Origin of the sequence: Trichormus variabilis 0441 (genome assembly GCF_009856605.1) — a bacterium.
Taxonomy (GTDB): domain Bacteria; phylum Cyanobacteriota; class Cyanobacteriia; order Cyanobacteriales; family Nostocaceae; genus Trichormus; species Trichormus variabilis.
Genome location: NZ_CP047242.1, coordinates 3,594,970 through 3,619,384 on the forward strand (window position 1 = coordinate 3,594,970; position 24,415 = coordinate 3,619,384).

A 24,415-nucleotide genomic window follows, 5' to 3' on the forward strand; every position below is an offset into this window, starting at 1 on the left:
TTTTGAGTTTTGAGTGCTGAGTGTTGAATTTTAAGTTTGGATACCAGCAAGAAAGTCAGGTTCAAATCTCTCCCAGGCTTGTTTCTGACTGGTATGAGTTGTGAGTTGTCGCAGTTAAAAACTGTTTTCAACTCTTTACTCTTAAATTACTTACCACTCAGCACTCGTTACTCAGCACTATCTTGTTAGTGCTAGGGTACGGCGTTTTGTGACCATTTGATAGGATTCGATGATGTCGCCTTCAGCCCAATCATGGAATTTATCAACACCGATACCACATTCGTAACCGGCGTTGACCTCGCGCGCGTCGTCTTTCATCCGTTTGAGGGAGTCAAGCACGCCTTCATAGATCACCTTACCGGCACGACGTACCCGCACTTTGCAGTTGCGGACTAGTTTGCCAGATTGGACATAACAACCAGCAACAGCACCGCGACCAACTGGGAAGACAGCGCGGACTTCGGTTTGACCCAGGGGTTCTTCAACCAACTCTGGTTCTAACAGACCTTCCAATGCGCCTTGGATATCTTCGATCAGTTTGTAGATGATGTTGTATTCTCGTACGTCTACACCTGCTTCATCAGCCGCTTGTCTGGCTCCACTGGCAAAGGTGGTGTTGAAGCCGATAATTACAGCTCCACTGGCTGCTGCTAAGTCGATATCTGTTTCGGTGATTTCGCCAGCCGCAGTTAACAGCATCCGAATCTGTACTTCGTTTTGGGGGATTTGTTTGAGTGATCCCACAATCGCTTCTACAGAACCTTGTACGTCACCCTTCAAGATGAGGTTGAGTTCTTTCAACTCGCCTTCTTGAGCTTGAGCGGATAGGGTTGTGAGGGTGACACGTCCTTGTAGTAGACGAGAGAGACGTTGCTTGTCGGCACGATCTGATGCCAGCGCTCTGGCTTCTTTTTCGTTGTCGAATACCTCAAACTCGTCACCTGCGGCGGGTACGTCACTTAAACCGAGTACCTCAACTGCAAATGAAGGCCCAGCTATATCAACTCTTCTGCCGCGATCATCAACCATTGCCCGGACTTTACCAAATGCTGAACCAGCAAGCAGTATATCTCCTACATGGAGTGTACCGTTCTGAATCAACAGGGTAGCAACTGCGCCCTTGGCTTTATCCAGGTGGGCTTCAATAACGGTTCCTCTGGCGTTCCGGTCTGGGTTGGCAGAAAGTTCACCAACTTCTGCTACTAAGAGAATCATCTCTAGGAGAGTATCCAGGTTTTCACCCTTGATGGCGCTGACAGGAACCATAATGGTTTCACCACCCCACTCTTCTGGGGTCAAGCCATACTGGGTGAGTTCTTGTTTCACCCGGTCTGGTTGTGCGCCTTCTTTATCAATCTTGTTGATAGCAACAACAATTGGTACTCCGGCTGCTTGAGCGTGGCTAATTGCCTCGACTGTTTGGGGACGTACACCATCGTCTGCGGCTACCACTAAGACAGCGATATCTGTTACCCTAGCGCCTCTTGCTCGCATGGCTGTAAAGGCTTCGTGACCGGGGGTATCTAAGAAGACAATCTGCTGTTCTTTACCGTCATGGACGATATCAACGTGGTATGCACCTATATGCTGGGTGATCCCGCCTGCTTCACCGGCTGCTACTTTGGTTTTGCGAATCGAGTCGAGAAGGGTAGTCTTACCGTGGTCTACGTGACCCATGATTGTCACTACTGGCGGACGACGCAGGAGATGTTCCAAGTCGCCAACTTCAATCATTTCCGTGACTTTACGGGCTTCTGCTTCTGGTTCAGCAGTTTCGACTTCTATCTCTAACTCTTTACCCACCAAGGTAATTGTCGGGATATCCAGATTTTGGGTGATACTCACTGCCATGCCTTTCATGAACAGGATTTTCACAATTTCTGTGTCAGCAACTGCCAGAAGGTCGGCTAACTCTTGCACTGTCATTGGCCCGGTGACCGCAACTTTCTCTGGCCGCTCACGTTTAACTTCTGTTTCCTGGCGGCGGTTTTGGTCACGGTTGTTATGGCTAGACCTCTTACCACGAGTTGTGGGACTACTAATTGGTGCTGCTGTCGCTGCTGTCGCTGCTCTGGCTGCTTTGGGTTTGGGGGGACGAGCGATGGAAAGACTAACTTGGACGGTTGCGGGTATTTCTAATCCCTCTTCATCTAGTAAGTCTTCGTCTTCAAAATCATCTTCTACCAATGGCTTGACGCGTTTGCCTTTAACGCCAGCCTTGCCAGCTTTTTCTTTGATTTCGTCAATGATTTCTTCTTCTTGCCACTTCTTGCCACCTTTGGCGAGACGGGGTGGTGTCGGGCGTTTCAAATCTAGCAGGTCTGGGGCGATCGCAGCTGTATCGCCTACCTCTCCTCTACCACCGGGAACTCCTCTAGGTGGAGTGGCAACTGGTGCGGCATCTACTGACGGGCGCACTGGTCTTTGAGGACGTATGCCGTCACCTGATGGAGCGCCTGGTCTATTGACACGTTGCTCTGGTTTGACGGGGCCTTGGGCAGGGCGAGCCTGTTTTTGTACTGGAGCCGATGAGGTTTCTCCTTGTGCAGGTTTGGCGACTCTTGGTTTAGCTTGGTCGCGCTCATCTTCACGCCGTGGGCGATCGCGTTTGAGAATTGGTTTTTCGCCTGGCGCACCTGTTATTTCAGATAGATCCAGTTTTTCTGCTGTAGGTCTACTAGGAGGCGCTACCAGTTGGGGTTTTGGTTGTCTCTCTGGTTTACCTGGTCTGGGCTGAGCTGATTTTTCTGGCTTCTCTACTGCGATTTTCGCCGGAGCTTGTGATTGAGCTTCCGGTTCTGCTTCTGGTGCAGCAGGTTTTTGCGGGGTCTCAGATAGATTCCGTGGTACAGGTCGAGATGGTGCCGTCGGCTTCATGGGCGAGACTGGTGTAGCGAAGGGCCGTGGAGGTGCTGGAGAATTGGCTTCAGAAGAAGCAATCTGGTTATTAGCAACTGACGCTTCTGGAGCGTTGGAGGTAGTGTTTCTCAATATTTTGGGTTTACGAATTTCCAAAATTTGTTGTTGTTTTTGTGGGGGCGCAGGTCGGTTGCGCGAGCCAGCAGGTGCTGAATTTGGTTTATGACTGGTTGTGTTTAATTCTTTTTTAGATGTTCCATTTGTAGCTGCAAGCTTTTCCGCAGCTGCCCGGATACTTTCTGCCTCTGATTCTGAGATTGTACTGCTATGGCTTTTGACCGCAATATTGAGCTGGTCGCAAATTGCTAGTAGCTCTTTGTTATCCAAATTCAATTCCTTTGATAATTCGTAGATTCTAACTTTGCCGTTGTTCATCCACTCTTCCCCTTTAATTTACAGTTTTTTTGCGGATGGTTGCCTGGAAGTGCGACATCTCCATCCTTTGATTACTGTTTTAGGTTGCCCTTGGTGATTTTGCCGGTGCCTCCAATCAGGAAAGAGAGATGTTTCGGGTTAATGCTGGCATCTCCACCAAAATTGATGGTTAGCGAACATCCTTAAAAATTTGTTAAATAAGGCATTTTTATGATGTTCATTGATGCCGAACTGCGCCTGAGCGCTACCAGGTTGCCATTTTGTCGTTTTTTGTTTTGCTGTTTCTGAGCCTTCCACAACACAATGAGAGTGATTTTGTTGGGAGTAATGCTTCGCTCCTCTTAAATATTTTGTCAGAGCCGCTTGCTAACTACACCCATTTACTATTTTGGCACTAACCCCAAAAATTGCAGAGGGTGTGGTCATAGCTCAAGTGTTTTGGCTGTCACCACAGATTCCCCTGAGGAATTACCACCATGAATGTTTTTTAGCCTAATTTTGATTTTGGGGATCGTTTTGGGCTAGATTTTGCCACAATTTTTGGTACAGTGTGTCTGGTACCGATGCTTGTAGCGATCGCCCTAATCGATTTTTTTTCTGAGCTGCTTGTAGGCAACTCATCTGCGGACAAATGTAGGCTGAACGCCCCATGCCCTCATTCAATTGTACCTTTCCCGAAGGAAAGACACGGACAATCCGCCAAAAGTCTTGTTTTAGTCCTACTTTACGGCAACTAATACAACGTCGGTAGTTGGGTTGCATCTGTCTTCTGTAACTTTAACAGAACTATTGATGGTGACAACCAAGTTAGACTAGCCAACTCTGATTGATCTTGATGTTGCCTGATTTTTAGTAATAATTAAGACTAATACTATGGTCTATCTTACCAGAAATCCTTAAGGCTAAGAAATTACTCTTCATCGTTGGGGTCAAAAGACTCGTCTTCTAATTCTCCTTCTTGATTTTCTTCATAGTCTAGCTCCTCTGATTCGATGTCATCTTCCTCTAGTTGATATTTTGCACGCGCCGCCACAAATTTAGCATCTTCGGCTGCTTGGTCATACTTGGCTTTATCTTTTATGTCTATTTTCCAGCCAGTCAATCGGGCAGCTAATCGCACGTTTTGTCCTTCTTTGCCGATAGCCAAACTCAGTTGGTCTTCCGCAACTAATACGTGAGTTTGTCTAGTTTCTGGGTCCATGAGGCGCACTTCATCGACTCGCGCCGGACTGAGGGCATTAGCAATGTATGTTGCTGGGTCTGGAGACCAGCGAATCACGTCAATTTTTTCGCCGCGTAATTCGTTGACTACTACCTGAATGCGTGATCCCCTAGCACCAATACAAGCCCCTACGGGGTCTACATCACGATCCAGGGTATCTACTGCTATTTTAGTCCTTGGGCCTACATAGCGGGAAGGGGGGTTTGCCTCCCTGGCTACGGCAACTATCCGTACCACTTCGTCTTCAATTTCTGGTACTTCGTTGGCAAATAGATAAACTACTAAACCTGCATCAGCACGGGAGACTAATAACTGTGGGCCGCGTTGCTGACCTTGGGAAACCTTTTTGAGATAAACCTTAAATGTGGCATTTGCCCGATAATTGTCGTTGGGCAATTGTTCGCGTTTGGGCAATTCGGCTTCTACTTCTGGTTGTCCAAAGGTACTGCTAACTGCCAGAATGACTGATTGGCGCTCAAATCGCAAAACTCTGGCTTGGAGAACTGTGCTTTCTAGGTCTTGGAACTCTTCTTGCACCATCTGGCGCTGTTGATCCCGCAGTTTTTGCGCCAGTACTTGCTTGGTTTGCATGGCAGCCATGCGCCCAAATTCACCTTGGTCTGGGGTGACATCTAGTACCACTGAGTCTCCCAATTGGGCTTCGGGAGCTACTTGCTGTACTTCATCTAAGGAGATTTGATGGTCAGAATTATTAACTTCTTCAACAATGGATTTTGTGGAAAGAACGCGAAATCCTTCCTCGTCAATATCTAGTTCGACTTCAAAGTTATCAAAATAATCTTCATCAAACTGTTTGCGCTCGATGTTTTGAGCGCGACGATAACGCTCATAACCCTTAAGTAAGGCTTCTCTAATAGCAGCTTGAACCGCTAACCGGGGCAAATTCCGTTCACGACTAATACTTTCTATTAAATCTTTTAATCCTGGTAAACTAACCATTGACATAAGCAATCTCCTTTATATGTTGGGGACTGGGGATTGGGTATTGAGTCCTGGGTATAGGGAAAATCAAAAGATAGGGTAACAAGGGAGTGGGAGGAAAATTATCCTTCCTTACCTCCTTCCAGTCCCCAGTTCCCAGTCCCTAATCCCTCGTCTCTCGTCTATTCGCCGTCATGTAGCAACACCCTAGTAATTAGGGAGCGAGGGATTTCAATGACGCGGCCTTTTTGATTTATGTAAACTTTTGTCTCATCCCGGCGAATCAACTGACCAATCCACTCTTGTTGTCCTTCGTGGGGTGGGGAAGTGGAAACAATTACAGGAAACCCTTTAAAAGAGATAAATTCCCGATCAGTTACCAGTTGCCGAGAAATACCAGGACTTGACACTTCCAAGACATAAGCATCTGGAATGATTTCCGTTGCATCTAAGGCAGCTTCTAAAGCACGGCTCATGCGCTCACAATCATCCAGACCAGTATCCTGTTGAGGATTACGGATATCTACACGTAATACTGGTGGTCGTTGGTTGGTGTGAAAAACGATACCAACGACTTCCAATCCCAGTTGTTCTGCCACTGGTATTGCCAAATCTGTAATTGGTGGAACTAAAGGATGAGTCATGTGCAAATACAATAAAAAAAGTGGGCATCAACCCACTTCCTGCGATAGGGATATCTTCCAAGAAGTCTTGTGACGAACCGATGATGGTTCGCCGCTAACATGAGTGTAGCGCATTTCTTTATTAGTCAATAGTCATTGGTCAGAGACGCGATAAATCCCGTCTGTACAATCTTCTGAGACGCGATAGATCGCGTCTGTACAATTTTCTCTCTACTCTTTACTCCTCACAATGGAATTGGGAATTGATTTGAGTTGTCTGGTTTGTTCGATGATTTGGTCGATGTCTTCTTGGGATAATCGCTGGACGTAGTTGAGTTTGACTTCTTCTAAAAAGTCAACTAGTAAGCTTTGAATTTCGGAGAGTACGTGTTTTTGCTGTATTTCGTTGCCTAAGGCTTGGGTGAAGCTATGGGCAAGTTGGCTGGAGAGTTTTGCACCGATGGGATCTTTGATAGCGCTGACTAGGACGTTGTAGAGATTTGTGGTGATTTGGGTGGCTAGTTGTTCGCTGATTTGGGTTTGGGCTTGTCCAACTCCGGGTAAGGATTGTAGGTTCTTGTAGATGGGGACTTGGTGAAAGGCACTGTTGATATTGTGCTGTAATAAGGCGACTAGTTCTGGTTGAATTTTGGGTAAGACTTGATCAACGATAGTTTGGACTAAAAGACCGGCGATCGCTTCCACTTCATTGATATCGTTAATGTCTATGTAGGGACGCAATTTGTCATTTTGCAGCAACCAGCGTGTAATTTCACCCTTTTGAATTGATCCCTGAATCTGGTTAATGACGCGAATGATGACAATTTCTGTGAGTTCTTCGGCGAAATTGGCGACGACTACTTGGTGAATTTGTTTATTTATGGGTTGCAGGTTTAATAAACGGGCATGATCTAGGCGAATCGTTACAGGTATGATTCGCAACCAGCGCCAGAAGGGAATCAATAAGAATAAATCATACCAGCGCCACAAAATAGCATTTAACCAGCTGAACCCTGGATGGCTACTTCTGATATAAATCACGCGTCCTAGTAACTCTAAGCCAAATAAGCAAACAAATGGTAAATCTATCAGCCAAAAATAATTGATGAATTCGTTGTTTTCCCCGATTTGGCGGTAATAATTTGTGGCAATTAAAGGACTGATTTTCTGGTTAAAAAAGGTAATTTCTTGTATCCAGCCTTTTTGGGATAGGTATGGCTGACTCCAAAAGGTAGCAAATGATTGTTTGGCTGAATCATTGCCGATGCGATCGCGCATTCGCTTTTTGATTCTTTCTAAAGTCCCACTTTTGCCTACGGCGGCAAACGGGTTACCTTCAATCATCTCGTTGCTAAGACGACTAATCTCTTGTAATTGAGTTTTTACTTCTGGTGATGTGATACCTGTTTGACTTACTTGTGCTTTTAAAAGGTTGATTTTATTTAAATAATTTTGCGTTTCTCTGTGCTGTTCAATACCCTTAATGGGGTCATAAACTTTAGTTATCTCTGGCACTTTCCGCAAGTAAAAATCCCGCCACGGCACATAACTTAAATCAAATAAAACTAAGAATAAGTTTAATGTGGCGATGGTTGCCATCAATCTTTCAAAGTATAAATTCTGTTTTTTCGGTAATTTTCGATTAGCCATTTTTAGTTTTAGATTATACAAATTACCATAACTAAACCATTCTTAATTCTTATACTTTGCATAGTAATCTAACCAGGATATTTCTTGTGACTGAGGAAAAATTTTTTATTATATGTTAGTTAGATTAAAACTAAAAAGCTTTATCATTCGTCAAAAATTATGAACAATTTAGACAAATACTGTAAAGCAAAGTAAAATTATCCTCTTGTTTACCTCTATCAATTTTCTTGGTTTAACTCAAAGGAGTTTTAAATATGTGGTGTGGGTTTGGAAAATCAAGTGCAATAGTTGCTACCGCTTGCGTAATTAGTACTAGTTTCGTAATTTCAAATACAACTTTTGCGGCTCGTCAGCGTAATTATACGCCACAGGAATTTCGTACAGTTTTACGAGGTTTAGGCTATAATGTCAAGGTCACAAACACGCCCCTCACTGACGCAGAAACTAAAAAAGCTATCAGTGAATTTCAAAAAGGTTACAAACTTACCCCAGTTGATGGAATCGCAGGACCAAAAACCCAAGATTTTGCTGCAAATATCGTTCAAATCTTGCAAGCAAACTTAAATGCAGTCCTGAAAACAAATCCCCCTTTACCCCGTGATCAATTTTACGGTCCTAAAACCGAAGCAGCCATTAAAGAATTTCAGACAAAACATAAGCTAGAAGCAACTGGTATTGCTAATTTAGCTCTCCGTCAAAAGTTAGACGAAGAAGCTAAAAAAGTCATCAGTCAACCGAGTACTGAGCCAACAGCGAAGCCGTCACCATCACCAACATCTAAACCAACAACATCACCGACAGCGAAGCCGTCACCATCACCAACATCTAAACCAACAACATCACCGACAGCGAAGCCGTCACCATCACCAACATCTAAACCAACAACATCACCGACAGCGAAGCCGTCACCATCACCAACATCTAAACCAACAACATCACCAACATCTAAACCGACGGTATCACCTTCACCAACAGCTTCGCCGGCAACTACACCTACAACATCACCCTCACCAACAGCTTCGCCGACAACTACACCTTAATAAGACCAGAAAACCTTTATCAGCTAATGCGCGCCTAAATTGCATAACTACTAATAAGGGCTGTTAACTGTTGGCTGTTAACGGTCAACGGTCAAAAGCCCTCACGATGGATTATGTAGCTTAAAAGCAGAATAGCCTACCCAAACCTCAATTCTTTTGATTTGGTTCTTCGAGGGGTCTACCTTTTGGTATGGGTAATATTGGACGGCGATCATCATAAGGCATGGGAATATACTGAACGCTTGGTCTTCCTCCTTGGGGTTGGGGATATAAATCCATCAGTTCGTAGATAGAATGGGGCAGTCCTACAGTTATGGGCAGCCCCATTTCTGTGGCTTCTTCAACGGTGATGGGGTAGTCATGGGTTACTCGCCCAGTAGTCAAGGCTTCGATAATGGATTCGATATTTTCAGGGTTAACTTTTTGTTTGGGTATATTATCTTTGAGCAGAGTTCGCACGAAGCGTTGTACTTGCTGAATAGCTTTAGCGGCTAGGTCTGCCATGATTAAAGTCTGGTCATCAATCTCCCCGATTGGTTTATCTTTAACAACTTTAAGAATGCTGGCGGCGGGGAAATTACCCAGTTGGGGATCAACCGGGCCTAAGACAGCGTTGGCATCCATAACGATTTCATCGGCAGCTAGGGCAAGCATGGTACCGCCGCTCATGGCATAGTGGGGTACAAATACGGTAACTTTGGCAGAGTGACGAATTAAGGCTCTGGCTATTTGTTCGGTAGCTAGGACTAAACCCCCTGGTGTGTGTAGAATCAGGTCGATGGGTACATCTGGGGGTGTGAGGCGAATTGCCCTAAGTATTTGTTCCGAGTCCTCGATAGTGATGTAGCGTGAGATGGGAATACCCAATAAACTAATGGACTCTTGACGATGTATGAGTAAAATTACGCGGCTTTTACGTTCTTGTTGAAATTCTTGTAAAGCCCGGATGCGGCGATATTCTACTTGGCGTTTTTGCCAGAGTGGTTGCAGAGAAGAAAGAAGAAGAAAAATCCAGAATAAATCACCAATACCGAAGCCCATAGAATTAATTATTCCAAAATAGCGATCGCAATATATTGTGACAAGTTTTAGGCGATCGCAATTCTATCTACAGGTTTATCTGAGAAGCATAGTTTACACTAGCTCATCGGGATTCACTCCTAATTGTCGCAGGCGTTCTGCTAGTTGTTCTGCTTTTCTTTTTGCCTGTTCCGCTTCTTGTTCCGCAATTATCGCTCGTTCTGTAGCTGCAATAGCTTCTTCTGTCGGCTCAGAAATTAATTCCCCTGCTAAGGTGAACCAACGTAGCCACAACCTGTTAATGTCTCGAAACGCTCCTTGCCATACACCCAAACTTAAACCCAACTCTGGCATGAGTACGCGTCCTTCAGTTAAATTTATCGCTTCATAATGACCGCCTACTAATTGAAAAGCTCTCAGTTCATTGGTGTAGCGACTAAACACAATATAGTAAGGGATTCGCAAAATCCGTTCATAAACTTCCCATTTGCTGGGTGGTTTAGCTGTTGGGTTTTGAGTAATGCCTAAATCCTCATCTTCTGTACCTGGAGATAATAATTCCACCACAACGAAAGGATTTGCTGGTTCTTGCCAAGTGACATAACTTAAACGCAAATCTTCGCCTTTATAAAGTTTTTGTACTCCCACAACACCGAACCAATCAGGGCGTTTATACCACAGTGGATGATCAAGATCGTAATAAAGATTGAGGTCAGCCGCACTATAAACTAATTCAGGATTCCAGTTAATTGGTTGAAAGGTTAAGTATAAGAGTAAGGGCTGTAAAAAGTGAAATTCATCTGGCAAGCCTGGCTCCTCTGGATTGTCGCTAGGTAAATCATACATGGTGGGTAGGGTTTCCCACGGAGGAAGGGGCGGATCTGATTGGGGGACGTAGTTAGAGAAAGTAGTCATAGTCAAAAGTCTACTCTTGTAGTTCAATACCTGCTGCTCGTAGTTGTGCTGCTAATCGCTCGGCACGTTGGCGTTCTTGTTCAGCACGGTGACGTTCTTGTTCCACTAACTCCGAACCCCACAGTAGTAATTGTCCGGTTTCATCCCACCAGCGCAACCAATTACCTGCACGATTTTCCCGCGTACCTTACTAGCTCATCGGTTAGCTTGTAATCATCAGGGAGTTTTTCCCAGGTGATTTGGTAGTTGGGGCTGATGATGGCTGTCATATAAAGTAAGGGTGTAGGGGTATGGGGGTATGGGGGTGTAAGGGTGTAGAGGAGATTTTGTTTCCTGTCACCTGTTACCTATTGATCTTCGTCTAGGTTGAAGTCCTCTTCTGTTAGTTCTTGGTGAGGGATGGCGGCGATAATTGCATCTATGACTTTGGCAACTGGGATGATTTCAATGTCAAAGTCGGGAAATTTTTGCCCTTTAGGAACGATCGCTTTCTTGAATCCCAGTTTAGCTGCTTCTTTTAACCGGAGTTCCATCTGGGAAACCGATCGCACTTGTCCACCTAAGCCGACTTCGCCAATCAAGACTGTACCAGGATCAACGATGCGATCGCGGAAACTGGCAACGATGGCAATGGCGATTCCTAAATCTACGGCTGGTTCTTCTACATTCAATCCTCCAGCTGAGGCGACGTAAGAATCTAATTTGGACATAGGAATTCCTACCCGTTTTTCTAACACGGCAAGAATTTGGACTAATCGGTTATAATCTATACCAGTTCCGGCTCGGCGGGGAGAGGGGTAGCTGGTGGGGCTAACTAAAGCTTGTAACTCAACAACTATAGGTCGTGTACCTTCACAAGCTACGACAATGGCTGTACCTGGTGCGGGGTCATCACGGTTACCTAAAAATAACTCACTAGGGTTAGGGACTTCACGTAGTCCGTTTTGCACCATTTCAAAGATGCCGATTTCGTGCGTTGCACCAAAGCGGTTTTTCACTGTGCGTAATAACCGATGGGAAGCAAAGCGATCGCCTTCAAAATAGAGTACTGTATCTACTAAGTGTTCTAAAACTTTCGGCCCGGCGATCGCCCCTTCTTTGGTGACGTGTCCGACAATTAACATGGTAATGTCTTCATGTTTTGCCACTTTCATTAGGGCTGCTGTACATTCCCTGACTTGGGCGACAGAACCAGGCGCAGAGGTCAGGGCTGGAAAAAACACGGTTTGAATACTGTCAATTACCGCCACATTGGGCTTGAGAGAATCCACCTCTCGTAATATCTCTTCTAAATCTGTTTCTGGCAAAACATATAAATCTGCGCCCACACCATCAGCTATAGATACTAGAGGTGTCTGTTCTGATTCCTCCCTTTGATCATCTCCGACAACACTCAGGGTTTTTGCCACACCTAAGCGAGAAGCTCTTAATTTTACTTGTTGCCCAGATTCTTCACCCGTGACATAGAGAATACGATATCTCTGCGCCAATTGATTTGAGACTTGTAGTAATAGGGTAGATTTACCAATACCGGGATCACCACCAATCAAAACCATCGAACCTGGAACCACACCACCACCAAGCACCCGATCCAGTTCTCCATAGCCAGACTCCCAACGAGCGATTTGGCGATCGGTAATTTGGTCAAATGTTAAAGAAGCTCGTGGTTTTGCCGGCTTAACAGGTGCTTTACCATTATTCTGGGATGCGTGCCAACCACTAACTCCTCCCTTAAGTACATCTACGGAAGATTGAATGGTAATCTGTTCTTCTAAGGAATTGTAAGTACCACAAGCTGGACACTTACCAAACCATTGGGGAGATTCTGCTCCACATTCGTTACAAATGTAAAAGGTTTTGGGCTTTGCCATTATTAAATCTTAACTAATATTAAATATCTTAATTTTTCCTTAAGTATTGCTCAAATTGAAAATCTGATTAATAGCAAGAGTTAGAGCATTTTCCAAATCATTTGAAGGAATGATATCTTAATATTATGGTATTAAAAATTAATCATGAAAATTTTAGTTAAGGAGCATTGAGAAACTTGGAAAGTCATAAAGAAAAAATCCTGGTAGTAGACGACGAAGCTAGCATTCGCCGAATTTTAGAAACGCGCCTTTCAATGATTGGCTACGATGTAGTAACAGCAGGGGATGGCGAAGAAGCTTTAGAAACATTCCGCAAATCTGACCCTGATTTAGTGGTTTTGGATGTGATGATGCCAAAGCTGGATGGTTATGGTGTTTGTCAAGAATTACGTAAAGAATCGGATGTCCCTATAATTATGCTAACAGCCTTAGGGGACGTTGCCGATCGCATCACTGGTTTAGAGTTAGGTGCTGATGACTACGTAGTTAAACCGTTTTCCCCCAAAGAACTAGAAGCAAGAATTCGCTCAGTATTACGACGGGTAGATAAAACTGGTGCTTCTGGTATTCCCAGTTCTGGGGTAATTCACGTTGGTAATATCAAAATTGATACCAACAAGCGCCAAGTCTATAAAGGCGATGAGCGTATCCGCTTGACAGGTATGGAATTTAGTTTACTAGAGTTGCTAGTCAGCCGTTCTGGAGAAGCTTTTTCCCGTTCGGAAATTTTACAAGAAGTCTGGGGTTATACTCCAGAACGCCATGTAGACACCCGTGTGGTAGATGTGCATATCTCCCGCTTACGGGCAAAATTAGAAGATGACCCCAGTAACCCAGAATTAATTCTCACAGCACGGGGTACTGGTTATTTGTTTCAACGCATAATTGAGCCAGGAGAAGAATAGAGGAACAAGCGTTAACCGTTGACTGTTAACTGTTGACTGTTGACTATGGACTAATGACTAATGACCAAACCTGATCCCAATCGAGTTTTGCGGCGCTTACCCTTTGTAGTAGGTGGGTTAGGCGCTATACTTTTGCTGATTAACCGTTTATTGACACCAGAATTGACAAACTCTCAAGCCCGTGGTGATGTGCTGGGGGTGATTTTGAGTGCTGTACTAATTTTAACGGGTTTAATTTGGCAGCAGGTACAGCCGCGATCGCCTGATTCTGTAGAACTCATTGGCGATGAAGGTTTTGTTTTATCAGCAGATTTACCAGAAGCCGTGAAAACAGAACTAGCCTGGGCATCTCATTTATTGTTGACTAACACAGTAACGCGATCGCTGGTGGTTTACTATCAAGGCAAAGTTTTGTTACGTCGCGGTATTCTGGGATCAAAGGCAGAAGTCACACCAGGCGCGATTGTGAAGCGAGTTTTGGAAAAACAACAGCCTGTTTATTTAGTGGCTTTAAATGTTTACCCAGGACGAATTGAATTTGATTATTTGCCAGAAAATACCCAAGGTGTAATTTGTCAACCAATTGGTAATGAAGGTGTATTAATTTTAGGGGCCAATGCTCCTAGAAGTTACACTAAACAAGATGAAAACTGGATAGCAGGAATTGCTGATAAGTTAGCAGTGACACTCAAAAATAGTCATGGATAAAGCCAGAAATAATTATGCTGCCAATATTTTAGGACTTACGCATGAAAACGGAAGAGCAAGGGTTTGGAGAATACCCTTACACCCAGTCTCAACAGAAAATCTGGGTGCGTAACTTCTATGTTTAAATCTTGAATTACTCTTAGGTGATTGATTGCTATGGTAATAACACAGCCACCGGCAGAAACAAGAACTTTGCTCAAAAACATTAGTTGGCAGACCTTCAAGGCAATTCTGGCAGATATGGGAAATGAACGAAATTCTAGGTTTGCCTATGACAGAGGAATAGTGGAAATCATGACTCCACTCATGCCGCATGAGAACTTTAATCGCCTGATAGAAGGCTTTATTATCGTGCTGTGTGAAGAATTTAGTTTAGAAGTAAAAAGTACAGGCTCACTTACATTAACACGAGACGATTTAGAAAAAGGCGGAGAGCCAGATAGTAGTTATTATATTCAGAATGAATTTTTAATTAGAGATAAAGAAAATATTGATTTAGCTCACGATCCACCACCAGATTTAGTACTAGAAGTAGATTATTCTAGACCTAAAATTAATAAATTATCTCTTTATGCCTCAATGGCTATTCCTCAGTTTTGGAAATACAACGGAACTGTATTACAAATTTATAGTCTTTCAGGTAATGAGTATATAGAAGTTGAGTTTAGTCCCACTTTTGTGCCAGTTTCTGTAAAAGATATTCCCCGATTTATACAAGAAAGTAAAAAAATAGGTCAGCTTGCAGCAAAAAGCGCTTTTCGCACTTGGGTAAGACAGCAAATCTCTGCGGCTCAACCACCCGTACTTTAACATACCTTACCTGAAAATTATTACAGATTTACGATTTACAAATTATGCAAATTCTCTATTGGCTACTTATTGCCTTAATGCTTGTAGGTGTTGTTGGTGCAGTAGTTCCTGCTATCCCTGGAACCAGTTTAATTTTAATTGCCATTATCATTTGGGGAATTGTGAGTAGTTCTTTTGCCGCGATTAAAATTCCCTTGATTGTGACAGTTATTGTCTTGATTTTGAGTATTGGTGTTGATTTTTTAGCTGGGTACTTGGGTGCAAAACAAGCAGGTGCTAGCAAGTGGGGTCAAATTGGCGCATTTGTAGGTTTGTTGCTAGGATTTTTCGGATTATTACCCGCTTTACCTTTTGGCGGCCCACTGTTGGGGATTTTATTCGGGCCGTTGGTAGGTGCGATTATTGGTGAGTATATTTACCAAAGGGAATTTTGGTTGGCTGTGAAAGCTGGTATTGGTATTGTTGTCGGTACGTTGGTAGGAAATTTAATACAAGGGGTTTTGGCGATCGCTACAGTTGCAGTATTTTTATTTACAACCTGGCCACAAGTATTTGGTAATTAAAATTATCATCAATGTCATTTGATAATCTCTGCAAGCTGTTGTCAGAAAAATATCCCGTTAACTTTGCTAGTTGGGTTCTTGGAACACCTCAAACAACTGTCAAAGTTCTCAATCTTTTCATTGCTGAATTAACAAAGAGCGCATAAGCGTTTTCTGAATTTACTAACAATTCAATTGTCAGGGGCATTTTTTTATTTTGTAATACATGGCTTGAGGTGATACAACCTCATCGATTTACTCCTCAAGTCACCCGCTCTGGATAAGCATTTCTCGAATTCGCCAACAGTGTCAGTCAACGTCTCGTTAACCCACTTGTTTGTTTAGGGGATGGTCATGATGGTGTGTGGAATTTAGTCGAAGAGTTTGGTAAAAAAGAACATTTTGAGCGATTGCAGCTAGGATAAAAATTTCTGGCGCACAGTGGAATGTTGAGAGTGTCAACCACATCCTTTCTGTTTGTTGTGCTGATCTTAATGGTTTACTTGCTATTTGAGTATTTCCACCAAAAGTGGATGCTCCCCTTGAAAGCGTGGTTTTGGGCTTTTATGGTTACTATTTTGGTGAAGTGGCTTTCGCTACTATTCCGTTCAGATGATTATCTAATAAGACCGGCCTAAGTCAGGGTTCTCATAATTATTTGGCCCTAGACTTCAGATGAAGTCTAGGCAAATTTGATGTATGTAAATTTCCACATCGCATAAATCTTTACTATTTTTAGTATTTCCAGGCTCTAAGTGTGGAGTAAAGAGTTTCTCAGAAGGATACGTAAATTTTATTAAAAAAAACCGTAAGAAATGTGTGTAAATATGAACAATTGTTACTGAATTCACTTTAGTTTGTAAAATTCGATTAAATTCTTGGTTGTTCCCCTATAAGCTTTCTAGACATATTTTTATGGATAATGTCTAGTAATTAGCTTTTTCCGGCTTTGTTTTATGAAGAGTGAGGAGTGTTTATGAATTTGACTCGGCTAAGAATATCTGTAGAGGGTTCAATAACAAATAACAGAGTATAGAGATATTACCTACTCATAATTTTTTATTTCACCCTCTTGTACGCGTAATAGCAAATTACTTTTGTTTGCTTACAACGCTATCAAGCTTTTCAATTTTTTGTAGTCAAGAAGGAATCTGCTTGCACAGATTGAAGGAATGAATGCTAAAAATCAAGCATTCACTTCAAAAACTGTTACTAATATAGTTTAGTAGCAACTATGCTGTTTGTAGCGTCACCTTAAACAATCTTCATCTAAGCTACTAAAAATAAATCTTGCCATTTCATTTTTTTACCTGATGAAGATATTAGTGAGTACCACAAACAGTCTAGTCTTACCTGTAAAGACAGATTAGAGAGAATAAGTCTAAACAAAACATTACAAGGTAAACGTGCATTACCTACTTACCAGGTTAGGTGATACAAGTATGAACTTGTTTCTTTGCCAGAATTACAACACCCAAGACACACCATAAGCTAGCCTTAGGAGCAACAGTTTATGGATTGAGGATTACTCCTACTAATTAGACATTGCTGTACTTTCACTGATACTACATTAGTTTTTTAGGTGATTGTTTCTGCTTTAGACTTTCTTTACAAAAACTTCTTCTACCCCTCAAACTTTTGGCTTTAAATCCTTCTTCCTGACTTCGAGTTAAATTTGTCAGCTAGTCAGGAACAGGCTTGTCTATCAGTCACATTATTTCACCTAAAATTGTCATGACTAAAAATCCAGTCAGAAATATTTGCTTGGTCGTGGTTACTGCTTTGACCTTCACCGCAGTGTCTTCAGGGGAAATCGGCAAAGCGCAAATATCAGGCAAAACCTACTACGTAGACCAAGGTACTGGGAGTGATTATAACTCTGGCACAACGCAAACATCTGCATTTAAGACGATAAACAAAGCTAATCAAATAGTAGCGGCTGGTGATACGATCTACGTAAAAAACGGAACCTATCAAGAAAATATTACAGTCAAGAAGTCGGGAACACCAGATAAATGGATATCATTGCAGGCTTATCCAGGACAAACCCCGAAAGTAAGAGGAACTCAAGATGGCAGTATTAGCGTAGAGGGGAGTTACGTCAAAGTTATTGGTTTTGATGTGACTTCAAGCGGAGAAGGGTCTGCTATTAATGTTGGTAGAGGCAACCATCACGTACACATCATTCGCAATATAGTCCATGATTCTGGATGTGGTGGTATTTCTGCTCAAGAAACAGACTATTTAACCATTGAAGAGAACATTTCTTATCGCAATGCCTTCCGGTCTGGGTATATGTGTTCGGGAATTTCTATTTATCAAGCCAAAGCCTTTGATGATGCCCCTGGATTTCACAACATCATTAGGGGGAATATTTCTTACGCTAATGAAAATAAAGTTACCACATCTTGGGGAGGGAGAAGTTTTGTTACCGATGGTAATGGAATTATTATCGACGATTTTAGGCAAACACAAAGCCAGAGATTTAGACCACGGTACACACCTTGGACTTTAATTGAAAACAACATTGTTTTTAACAACGGTGGCAGAGGCATCCATATCTATGAAAGCGACAATGTAGTAGTCAGGAATAATACAGCTTTCAAAAACTTAAGGTCTGGGAATTTAGATGGTCACCTAAATGGTGAACTAACTACGTATTTCTCCAGTAATATCCACTTTTACAATAACATAGCCTATTCCAGTAGTCTAAATAAGAAAACATTTGTGGATGATTATTCATCGAAAAATCGGTGGGACAATAACTTGTCATACATTGGTTCTACTCTGGTTAACGATGGACATTCTGATGTTAAATTGGGTGCAAATAACCGCATCAACGTTAATCCTCTATTTATCAATGCTTCTACTGACCCTAAACTAGCCAACTTCCGACTTAATCTTGGTAGTCCAGCCATTGATTCAGGTACTACACAAAGTGCAGCTAGTGTTGATTTTGACAAGAATGCAAGACCTTTTGGCGTAGGGCCTGACATGGGTGCATTTGAGTTACGCAGATAATTTTTAACAGGACGGCTAATTTAGCTAAAACCGACAGAAGCCCCACGCCTGACCCGATAGGGCAGCGTGGGATGAATGGAGGAGTCGCCAAACCTTTGATTTGGCAACCTATCGATCCCAATACGGTTCGGTTAAGTTCGAGAGCGATTTTTTTCGGGGGAGATGGGCAAGAATTAACTAAGGGGGTTAAATATTAATCATTCCAAAGCCCCTGAAATTTTGTAGATGCAAGTTCGGTGTAACGAACAGTATGCTGAATATTTTTATGCCCCAAATAACTCTGAATTGTTCGGGTATCAACAACTCACCGTTCGCGTAATCGGGGATTGTTAGATTTTACTAGTTTGGCTGACTTACTCTTTTGGTTAGATGCACATTCCGGGAGGGTATGATGCGTGAGTCAGTTATTTATCAAGAAATTCTGGCTGAGGGTGAACAAATAGGTGAACGACGGGAGCGATCGCTCATTCTTCGTCAACTCCAAAAACGAGTAGGAGAATTACCTGAGAATGTGGGCGATCGCCTAGAAACTCTCTCCTTAGAACAATTAGAAAATTTGGGCGAAGCACTGTTAGATTTCACTAATCTGGCTTATTTATTCTTGTGGTTAGAGGCGCATATCGGAAGGGTATGATGCGCGAGTCAGTTATTTATCAAGAAATTCTGGCTGAGGGCGAACAACGAGAGCGATCGCCTGTAGGGAATTTAATTTAAGGAATGTTGGCGATCGCTACAGTTGCAGTTTTCCTTGAGTTCTTAGACATCTGATTTACGATTCTTGCAGCAAACATTTATAAATAAATACTTTACAAATTACTGTATTTTAAAATACCTGGTATTGTGAGTGTAAATAACTCATCTTCTCAATATTTTTACTAGGAGCCTATGATAACTGTTTCTAAACTGACCTTTTTGCAAGGGACAGTTGCCGCGTTAGTGTCTTTACCTGTAGCTGCTGCTAGCATATCAATGTCAGCGAATTCTGCCCAAGCAGCATTTCTACAAGGTGGATTTGTATTAAGCCCTGGTACTAATGTTGGGTTTGGTAGTAGCAGTGTCACACTAACAAAAAATTCCCTAGAATTTTTCCCTCAATCAATAACACCAATTGCTATTCAGCCTCTGATAGGAAGCTTCACGGAATTTAATACAGGTAATATTCGCAATAATATTTCCTTTGGAACGCCTGTTAAGCCTGAAAATTTATTTATTGACCTTGGTTCACTTCCTATCAGTGGTGTGATTTTACCTAACACTGATACTACCTCTTTGACAGATGGAAAGAACACTTTCACTCTCACCAACTCTACATATAAAATGATTCCCGTAGGTAATAATGTTGTGGTTGATGTTTCGCTCAGTGGTTTTTTCACAGGTGATAATCCAAATGCGATCACAAACAGTGTTGGGATCATATCCTTCTCAATTGGCAACACCACAATTACTGATATTGAAGAAATTCTTAACAAAGGTAGTGGTATCTCCGGGTTGACTTTTTCTGGAGCCTTCTTTACTAATGTATGTGGCAGGTGCGGAAAGATTCCTGAACCAGCCACAATTTTGGGTTTGGGATTAGTAGGTGGGGCAATGGCTATCTCTCTCCGTCGCAAAAATGTAGCTTAGTAAACCTGACTTTTCACGGAATGTTGGCAGGTCTCTTTATTTCTGTGCTTAATTATCTAACGTGAGAAGTCATATTATTAGAATTTTTGAAAATTTATACAAATTATTATTAAGTTCATCAATATTAAGTTATTATCAAGCTTTTTTAATAACACTAATTATTTAGTGAGTAGATTTAGCAGTCGGAGTTTTGCCAGTGACTAATACTCGTGTACTAATTGCTGTCATTAACTACTTAAATAATTTAATTTGAAGGGTGTTTGCATATTGCGGGAGTTACAATTTTCGCGTAAGTATTCAAGTCTGAAAAATACCTATCTTAGGAGAGTTGATTTTCCAAAGTGAGTATTTATAATGATTGAAATTTTCAATTATATTGATTGATTAAATCGTTTTCATAGGCTAGCTTGAGGTTTAATTTTATCCGCAGAAATTTTTACGCCAATAGAAATACAAAGAACATCTATACCGACAGTGAAGAGTTTGTAAAGTCACATAGGTGAATATTGCACACTCCGTTGTACTTATGTAATTCTACTATCAGGTAATAAATCAAGTAATCTTCTGTACCTTAACGTATTTTATATATTTACTGTGTAAAGTACGTGATCTAAGTCTTGCCCGTGTTTACTTAATACTCAAGACAATACTGACGTTTACCATCTTTTTTATTAGGAGCCTATGATGGTCATTTCTAAATCCAACTTTTTGAAGGGAGCAGTTGCAGCATTAGCGACTGTACCCGTAGTTGCTGCTGGTGTATTTACCTCTGCTGGTGCTGCTCAAGCTGCTCAGTTGGTTGGTGAATTCTCCTTTTCCAGTGATCCTACCGTTTCCGCGACCCTGACATCAAACTCTGTCTCATTCGTAGCGCCAAAAACATTCACTATCAATCAGAGTTTATCCACTGGTAATTTTACTGGTTTCACAAGTGGCACAATCAATAACATTACCAGCTTTAGTACTAACACAATCGTTAATCCTTTCCTAACTTTATTGGGTGGTGCTCTTAGTGGTAGTACTTTTATTGCAAATACTGCCTCATACGATATCAGACAAGCTGCTCCAAACTTAGTAGCCATCGATATTACGACTATAGGAACATTTAAGAACGCTCTCACGAATGAAGAGTCCGATGGGGAAGGGGTTTTAACTTTACAAACAGGCGGTCGAGGACTGACAGCATTTGATGTTGAAACCCTTCTTACAGGAGGAGGTTCAGTTTCAACCACTTTTTCAGGCTTCTACTTTGGTACTCCAAGAGTTTCTACCCCTGAACCAGCTACCATGCTAGGACTTGGGCTAGTTGGTGTAGGTGTTGCTATGTCTCGTCGTCGCAAGACTGTTGCTTAAATGTTGCTTAAATAATGTCCTAAATTCAAAAAAGTTGCTTTTAAAAATAAAAAGCAACTTTTATATAATTCCCTGATCTAGCTTGAGTAATACAGTCTCAGTTAGATCAAATTTTTTTTAATTTTAACTGCGTGAGTTTCACATACCAAAGTTGGTATTTTTTTAATCAATCTTCCTAAGCAATGATAACTCCATAATTAAAAGCCTTGCTAAACTCATCAAAAGATAAGTCAATGAATCCATCGTCAGCACCAGTCCTAGTCTTGCCATCTTTGCCCCAAGGATTACGTACCACAAATCTTTTCTCACCACTAGTATTGGTGTAAACATTCGTCACAGAGTAAGCATGATTCCCTACAATATAGCTCGTGCTATCACCCATTCTGGCTGCTGTTACAGCTTTCCCATTAGCTAAAGCAGTCTCGATAGTAGAGAAACAATTAATATTGGTGGGATCAGCAGGAGTAAAGTCACGTCCAGTCACAAATTGAAGAGGACGAGAAAGCGCATCTCCATTGCCAATGATATTATAACCAGGCTTGCCTTCTCTCCATTCGCGCCATTGGGCATAAGCTTTTTCTACTAAAGCTACCCAGAGAACACCGCCATTAGTTTTAGCAGCTACACTTGTAGCGATACGACGATCAATTGTTACATATTGTGCTTCACCAGGGTCAAAAATTGTCGTTGAGTAAAAACGCACAGTATAAGTGTTATCACCATTATCTGTAATCATACTATTGATGACGGAACTAGAAGCATTGCCTGCATCATTAGACTGACGACCAAAGGTTGCACCCAAAGCTGCTAAAAATGCACAATCACCTAGTTGTCCTTGGTCAATATCACCAATTCGTGCTTCGTTAGCACTACCAAAAAGATTACCTGTCGCCAGGGTGTAGGTGAGAGTCTTACCATTAAAGACGGGTGTTGGTGCTACTGTGCCTAAGAACCAACGACCAACTAGACTAGATTCAAAATCGCTAGCCGCCATATCTACAGACGCACCATTAGCAACCTGTGTAGATAGCCATTTTACAGGGTCTTGCATACTAAAACGAGTGCTAGCACCTACCAATGTTCTGAGGTCTTTTACTTCATTAGCATCTACCTTAGAATCATCTTGCACATTTCTGAAGATATCCAGCATATCCTGGCGACTTAAGTTACCGTCAGCAGCTAAGTTGCGTGTTAATGTAATGAGTTGTTGGTCGAGAAGATTTTGACTGAACCAATCTTGAACAGTAGCCGATGCTGTTGTGGTTGGTGTGGTCGTGACTGTAAATGTCTGCTTGACTGTATTACTAGCAGCATTAGTCTTGTCGTAAGCTATTCCTTGAAGAGTATATGTGCCAACTGCCAGATTCAAGCTACTTAAAGACAAACTGTAGCTGAAACTTGCCTTATTTGCATTGCTAGAATCGGCAGTAAATTTAGTAGCATCAGCCACATCTATCCAACTTCCGTCTGCTTTTTGAATGCGGAAATCTACTTTAGAAATGTCGCTCACACCGTTTTTGTCCGATACCCAAGCACTGTTGATACTGAGGGTGTCTGTTGGTTTGAGGCTGGTGTTGTTCAGCTTAAAATCTAGTGCTGTTGGGGCAAAATTTTCAAATACCTTGAGTTTGTAATTAGTATTGCCACCTTGTGAATAGACTCTAATGAAATAATTGCCAGCATCTAGAGTTGTGCGGATCGATTCACTACCGCTTCCAGTTCTGTAAGCACCAGTAACAACTTCGCCGCCATCAAACAAGCCATTGCTGTTAGCGTCTCTAATAATCTGTACATCTGCACTGGCACTCAAACCATCAACAACGAGATTCAGGTTACCACGAGCAGACAAACTGAAACTGTAGAAATCATTGATATTTGTTGAATCCACCCTATCTGTAAAAGTCTGAGTCTTTTCAGATAAAGTTATTTTCTTCGCATTAGTTAATGTGAGTCCAGGATTCTCAATCGTCAGACTTAAGCGTACTGTATTACTAGCAGCACCAGTCTTGTCATAAGCTATGCCTTGGAGAGTATAAGTGTCAGCAGCTAAATTCAAGCTGTTGAGAGACAAACTATAGCTGAAACCGGCCTTATTTGTATTGTTAGGATCGACAGTAAATTGAGTAGCATCAGCTACATCTATCCAGCTTCCGTTTGCTCTTTGTATACGGAAATCCACCTTAGAAAGGTCGCTGATACCATTTCTATCTGATACCCAACCACTGTTGATATTAAGTGTATCTGTTGCTTTGAGAGTGCTTTCATTTAGCTTAAACTCTAGTGAAGTTGGGGTAAAGTTTTCAAATACCTTGAGATTGTAGTTAGTATCGCCAGTGTTGGAATAGACTCTGATGAAATACTTACCGGCATCTAGCGTCCTGCGAATTGATTCACTACCAGTTCCAGTCTTGTTAGAAGTGTTGAGAACTTCGCCGCTATCAACTAAACCATTGCTGTTAGTATCTCTGATTAACTGCAAATCTGCATTAGCGCTCAAACCATCAACGGCAATATTAAGACTACTACGAGCGGACAAACTGAAACTATAAAAATCATTAGGATCTGTCGAATCCACACGATCTGCGAAAGTCTGAATATTAGAAGATACAGTGAGCTTTCTAGCAGTAGTTAATGTGTTACCTGCATTATCAAGAGTCATAAGCTATGCCTGGTTATACCTGGTTCAAAAAAAAGTCGCCATGAGTTTCCGTAGGGACACAAAGCATTGCATCCTTACATTTCGTTAAATTGATATGTTGTAAAAACTTTTTGATTTGTTATTTATTTGCTAGTCAAGACTGTTTGGTAAAACACACCCTGATGAATATTTAAAAGTTCAATCCCAACCAATATTAGATAGAGTGCAACTTAATGTT

The 24,415-nt window shown here is 42.0% G+C and carries 17 protein-coding genes and 2 pseudogenes; 9 read left to right on the forward strand and 10 right to left on the reverse strand.

Annotated features, from left to right (window positions below):
• Positions 1-177: 177 nt before the first annotated feature.
• The 5 genes from infB to GSQ19_RS14635 form a co-directional block, all read right to left on the reverse strand.
• Positions 178-3,294 carry a translation initiation factor IF-2 gene (infB, locus tag GSQ19_RS14615; protein ID WP_011318667.1) on the reverse strand — a complete coding sequence of 1,039 codons (3,117 nt, stop codon included), beginning with the start codon at positions 3,292-3,294 and terminating at the stop codon, positions 178-180.
• A gap of 492 nt (positions 3,295-3,786) precedes the next feature.
• Positions 3,787-4,056: a YlxR family protein gene (locus GSQ19_RS14620; RefSeq protein ID WP_011318669.1), complete on the reverse strand. Its 270-nt coding sequence runs from the start codon at positions 4,054-4,056 to the stop codon at positions 3,787-3,789.
• A gap of 148 nt (positions 4,057-4,204) precedes the next feature.
• The gene (gene nusA / locus GSQ19_RS14625) at positions 4,205-5,482 is read right to left on the reverse strand and encodes a transcription termination factor NusA (RefSeq protein WP_011318670.1); all 1,278 of its coding nucleotides are present in this window, start codon (positions 5,480-5,482) and stop codon (positions 4,205-4,207) included.
• A gap of 158 nt (positions 5,483-5,640) precedes the next feature.
• The gene (gene rimP / locus GSQ19_RS14630) at positions 5,641-6,102 is read right to left on the reverse strand and encodes a ribosome maturation factor RimP (protein WP_011318671.1); all 462 of its coding nucleotides are present in this window, start codon (positions 6,100-6,102) and stop codon (positions 5,641-5,643) included.
• 210 nt (positions 6,103-6,312) lie between these two features.
• Positions 6,313-7,731, reverse strand: a complete 1,419-nt coding sequence (locus tag GSQ19_RS14635) for a hypothetical protein (protein WP_011318672.1) — start codon at positions 7,729-7,731, stop codon at positions 6,313-6,315.
• A gap of 254 nt (positions 7,732-7,985) precedes the next feature.
• Here GSQ19_RS14635 and GSQ19_RS14640 point away from each other — a divergent pair, with 254 nt between their 5' ends.
• The gene (locus GSQ19_RS14640) at positions 7,986-8,771 is read left to right on the forward strand and encodes a peptidoglycan-binding domain-containing protein (RefSeq protein WP_011318673.1); all 786 of its coding nucleotides are present in this window, start codon (positions 7,986-7,988) and stop codon (positions 8,769-8,771) included.
• 147 nt (positions 8,772-8,918) lie between these two features.
• Here the strand turns inward: GSQ19_RS14640 and GSQ19_RS14645 are convergent, their stop codons facing one another.
• From GSQ19_RS14645 to radA, 4 genes and pseudogenes are all read right to left on the reverse strand, one after another.
• On the reverse strand, positions 8,919-9,812 hold the full coding sequence (locus GSQ19_RS14645; RefSeq protein WP_011318674.1) for an SDH family Clp fold serine proteinase: 894 nt from the start codon (positions 9,810-9,812) through the stop codon (positions 8,919-8,921).
• A gap of 93 nt (positions 9,813-9,905) precedes the next feature.
• Entirely contained in the window at positions 9,906-10,706 is an 801-nt protein-coding gene (locus GSQ19_RS14650; RefSeq protein WP_011318675.1) for a Uma2 family endonuclease, read from the reverse strand.
• A 10-nt stretch (positions 10,707-10,716) separates the two neighbouring features.
• A pseudogene (locus GSQ19_RS14655) lies at positions 10,717-10,893 on the reverse strand (Uma2 family endonuclease); the annotation flags it as partial.
• A 160-nt stretch (positions 10,894-11,053) separates the two neighbouring features.
• Positions 11,054-12,577 carry a DNA repair protein RadA gene (gene radA / locus GSQ19_RS14660; protein ID WP_011318677.1) on the reverse strand — a complete coding sequence of 508 codons (1,524 nt, stop codon included), beginning with the start codon at positions 12,575-12,577 and terminating at the stop codon, positions 11,054-11,056.
• 176 nt (positions 12,578-12,753) lie between these two features.
• On the opposite strand from radA, the gene rpaB reads away from it, so the two are divergent.
• The 8 genes and pseudogenes from rpaB to GSQ19_RS14705 all read left to right on the forward strand — a co-directional run bounded on the left by rpaB (position 12,754) and on the right by GSQ19_RS14705 (position 21,539).
• A complete protein-coding gene (gene rpaB / locus GSQ19_RS14665; protein ID WP_011318678.1) occupies positions 12,754-13,482 on the forward strand; it encodes a response regulator transcription factor RpaB in 729 nt (242 codons plus the stop codon).
• A 60-nt stretch (positions 13,483-13,542) separates the two neighbouring features.
• Positions 13,543-14,190 (forward strand): cofactor assembly of complex C subunit B, encoded by a 648-nt coding sequence (locus GSQ19_RS14670; RefSeq protein ID WP_011318679.1) that lies wholly within the window; start codon positions 13,543-13,545, stop codon positions 14,188-14,190.
• Between the two features lie 156 nt (positions 14,191-14,346).
• Positions 14,347-15,000 (forward strand): Uma2 family endonuclease, encoded by a 654-nt coding sequence (locus tag GSQ19_RS14675; RefSeq protein WP_011318680.1) that lies wholly within the window; start codon positions 14,347-14,349, stop codon positions 14,998-15,000.
• Positions 15,001-15,044: 44 nt separating this feature from the next.
• Positions 15,045-15,563 carry a DUF456 domain-containing protein gene (locus GSQ19_RS14680; protein ID WP_011318681.1) on the forward strand — a complete coding sequence of 173 codons (519 nt, stop codon included), beginning with the start codon at positions 15,045-15,047 and terminating at the stop codon, positions 15,561-15,563.
• A 1,713-nt stretch (positions 15,564-17,276) separates the two neighbouring features.
• A complete protein-coding gene (locus GSQ19_RS14690; protein WP_011318682.1) occupies positions 17,277-18,563 on the forward strand; it encodes a right-handed parallel beta-helix repeat-containing protein in 1,287 nt (428 codons plus the stop codon).
• A gap of 361 nt (positions 18,564-18,924) precedes the next feature.
• A pseudogene (locus GSQ19_RS14695) lies at positions 18,925-19,197 on the forward strand (DUF4351 domain-containing protein); the annotation flags it as partial.
• Between the two features lie 251 nt (positions 19,198-19,448).
• Positions 19,449-20,186: a PEP-CTERM sorting domain-containing protein gene (locus GSQ19_RS14700; RefSeq protein ID WP_011318684.1), complete on the forward strand. Its 738-nt coding sequence runs from the start codon at positions 19,449-19,451 to the stop codon at positions 20,184-20,186.
• 681 nt (positions 20,187-20,867) lie between these two features.
• On the forward strand, positions 20,868-21,539 hold the full coding sequence (locus tag GSQ19_RS14705) for a PEP-CTERM sorting domain-containing protein (RefSeq protein ID WP_104009906.1): 672 nt from the start codon (positions 20,868-20,870) through the stop codon (positions 21,537-21,539).
• 175 nt (positions 21,540-21,714) lie between these two features.
• On the opposite strand, the gene GSQ19_RS14710 is transcribed toward GSQ19_RS14705, so the two are convergent.
• On the reverse strand, positions 21,715-24,198 hold the full coding sequence (locus tag GSQ19_RS14710; protein WP_011318686.1) for a pre-peptidase C-terminal domain-containing protein: 2,484 nt from the start codon (positions 24,196-24,198) through the stop codon (positions 21,715-21,717).
• Positions 24,199-24,415 lie beyond the last annotated feature (217 nt).